Origin of the sequence: Nocardiopsis sp. RV163, assembly GCF_001029525.1 — a bacterium.
GTDB classification, from domain to species: Bacteria; Actinomycetota; Actinomycetes; order Streptosporangiales; family Streptosporangiaceae; genus Nocardiopsis; species Nocardiopsis dassonvillei.
Genome location: NZ_LEKI01000295.1, coordinates 1 through 2,945 on the forward strand (window position 1 = coordinate 1; position 2,945 = coordinate 2,945).

The 2,945-nt window shown below is 72.3% G+C and carries 3 protein-coding genes; 2 read left to right on the plus strand and 1 reads right to left on the minus strand.

Going from position 1 to position 2,945, the window contains the following annotated elements; all coding sequences use genetic code 11:
• Nucleotides 1-578 (minus strand): AMP-binding protein (locus tag ABD54_RS26170; RefSeq protein ID WP_047872220.1); only part of this gene is annotated, 578 nt, incomplete at its 3' end.
• 234 nt (nt 579-812) lie between these two features.
• On the opposite strand from ABD54_RS26170, the gene ABD54_RS26175 reads away from it, so the two are divergent.
• Together ABD54_RS26175 and pip are read left to right on the plus strand one after the other, a co-directional pair.
• Nucleotides 813-1,694, plus strand: coding sequence for a DUF4429 domain-containing protein (locus ABD54_RS26175; RefSeq protein ID WP_047872221.1), 882 nt, complete (start codon nt 813-815; stop codon nt 1,692-1,694).
• A gap of 168 nt (nt 1,695-1,862) precedes the next feature.
• Entirely contained in the window at nt 1,863-2,819 is a 957-nt protein-coding gene (pip, locus tag ABD54_RS26180; protein WP_047872222.1) for a prolyl aminopeptidase, read from the plus strand.
• Nucleotides 2,820-2,945: the final 126 nt, after the last annotated feature.

A 2,945-nucleotide genomic window follows, 5' to 3' on the forward strand; every position in this document is an offset into this window, starting at 1 on the left:
GGCGGGTGGAAATCCAGACCGGCGTGCTCGGAGTCGGCGTAGTTCAGCCACCCCTCCATGTAGCCCGTGCAGATCCGCGTCCAGTGCCCGCGCAGCGGAGCGAACTTCTCGGTCTCGGCGGCCGAGCACACCACGTGCGCGATCTCGCCGCGCTCCAGCCGGTCCAGCAGGTCGCCCTCGGACAGGGAGGTGGGGGTCGGGCAGACCACGGCGCCGAGCTTGGTCGCGGCGAGCAGGGTCTCCCACAGCTCCACCTGGTTGCCCAGCATCAGCAGGATCCGGTCGCCAGGGTGCACGCCCTGGTTGTTCAGCCAGTTGGCCACCTGACCGGAGCGCTCCGACATCCGCCGGTAGGTGTACCTGGCCTGACCGCCGTCCTCCTCCACGATCCACAGCGCCGTCCGGTCCGGACGGCGCACGGCGACCTCGTCGAAGTAGTCCAGCGCCCAGTTGAACCGCTCCGGCCGGGGCCAGGCGAACTCCCGGTGCGCCCTCTCCTGGTCCTCGCGCAGGTCCAGGAGCAGGTCCCTGGCGGCGCGGAACTCGGCCGCGCCCTCGGCTGCCGTCTCTCTCGACATGTGGCGACCTCCGGTTCGTGGACAGGGCGCCGACCGCACTGTCCGCCGGTCCCGCCCGGGTGGGGCGGTGCAACGGGTGTGCCCCGCTGGTCCTACCCGGGATGCGCCGCCGTGACGCTTGGGGGCCGTCGCCCGGACGTGCCCCGGACCTCGGGGCGGTTCGGGCGCCCGTCGGGGACGGTGGCCGCATACGGCCCCGCGCGGCGGGTCCCGCTGGCTCTAGGATCTGTGGTCATGGAGGAACTTCGCGGACACCACGGAACATGGCGGATCGACGACGAGACGATCCGTATCCGCTTCGACTCCGGCCGGAAGGTGCCGACCCTGTTCCGGTCGCTGGGGAGCTGCTCGGTTCCGCTGGCCGCCGTCCGCGAGGTCGACTTCGACCGGGGCACCCGCAAGCACGGGTGGCGGATGCGGCTCCGGCTGGTGGAGGACACCGACCCCTACGCGCTCCTGGGAGTCCCCGGCCGGGACGCGCTCACCCCGCTGCTGATCACCGGTCCGCACGACGGAGAACTGCTCGCCGAGTACTACTCCGAGCAGATCGCCTCCTCGGCCCGTTTCGCCCGTGAGACCAGCACCGGGCAGACCGATCCGCGCGAGGTCGCCCTGGGGCTGGTGGGCCGCGTCCCCCTCCAGGTGCGCACCGCCGAGGGCACGGCCTCCTTCGACGGGACCCGGGTGCGCCTCCAGTGGGACAACTGGCTGGCCAGCACGGCCAAGCAGAAGGAGAAGGCCCGCGACTACCGGCTCTCCGAGATCGAGTCCGTGCACTGGTACCCGCCGGTCGACGTCACCGAGGGCTACCTGCGCGTCGTGCTGCGCGGGGTGACCATCCCCGAGGCCACGGCGCTGGACCACGACTTCTTCACGCTGGCCTCGCACGGGTCCAAGGGCAGCGAGGAGACCCTGCTGATGGCCGCCACCGTCAACGCCCACGTCGCGGCGGACGAGGAGCCCCGGCAGGAGCGAGCCGCGCTCGGCGCGGCGGACGAGGACGGCAGCGAGGCGATCTTCGCCAAGATCCGCGAGCTCGGGCGGCTGCACGCCGAGGGCCTGCTCACCGACGACGAGTTCAGCGCCAAGAAGGCTCAACTGCTCGACCGCCTCTGACCGCGCCCCGCGTGTGTTCGCGCCCGGTGGACGCCCGGGACGCCGTACCCTCTCCTCGTCGTTCTCCGTCAGGCTTCCGCCGGACACCTCCGTCCGCGGCGCCCGACTCCGCCGGGCTCCCCGGGGAGGAACCACGTCCACGAACACGTCCACGAAAGGCCTCACGCTTTGCGTACCTTGTACCCGCCCATCGAGCCGTACGACTCGGGGATGCTCGACGTCGGCGACGGACACCGCGTCTACTGGGAGCTGTGCGGCAACCCCGCGGGCAAGCCCGTGGTGTTCCTGCACGGCGGTCCCGGCGGCGGATGCGTGCCCGACCACCGCAGGCTCTTCGACCCGGAGCGGTACCGGATCCTGCTGTTCGACCAGCGCAACTGCGGTCGCTCCACCCCGCACGCCAGCCAGATGGACACCGACCTGTCCACCAACACCACCTGGGCGCTGGTGCGGGACATGGAGCGGCTGCGCGAGATGATCGGCGCGGAGTCCTGGCAGGTCTTCGGCGGGTCCTGGGGTAGCTGCCTGGCGCTGGCCTACGCCCAGCGCCACCCGGACCGCGTCAGCGAGCTGGTCGTTCGCGGCGTCTTCACCCTGCGCGGGAGCGAGCTGCGCTGGTTCTACCAGGAGGGCGCCTCCCAGCTCTTCCCGGACCTGTGGGAGTCCTACCTGGAGCCCATCCCCGAGGAGGAGCGCGGCGACCTCATCGCCGCCTACGCGCGCCGCCTGAACTCGCCCGACCGGGAGGAGCGCCTGGCCGCCGCGCGCTCGTGGAGCGTGTGGGAGGGGTCCACGGTGACCCTGCTGCCCAACCACGAGCTGCGCGAGCACCACGCCGACGAGGACTACGCGCTGGCCTTCGCGCGGATCGAGAACCACTACTTCGTCAACCGCGGGTTCCTGGAGCCCGACCAGCTCATCGACGGCGCGGAGGCGATCCGGCACATCCCCGGCGTGATCGTGCAGGGCCGCTACGACGTGTGCACCCCGGCCCGCACCGCCTACGACCTGCACAAGGCCTGGCCGGAGGCGGACTTCCACATCGTGGACGACGCCGGGCACGCGTTCAACGAGCCGGGCATCCTGAACCTCCTGATCGAGGCGACCGACCGCTTCGCGGAATAGGGGTCCGGTCCCGGGGCGGGGGGCCGCCCCGGGACCGCGGCCGTGACGCGGGGCTGGAGCCGCCGCCCACGCGTTCCCCGACCGGCCCGGTCGGGGCGCGGACGCGGCGGGGCGTGCGAGGGAGTG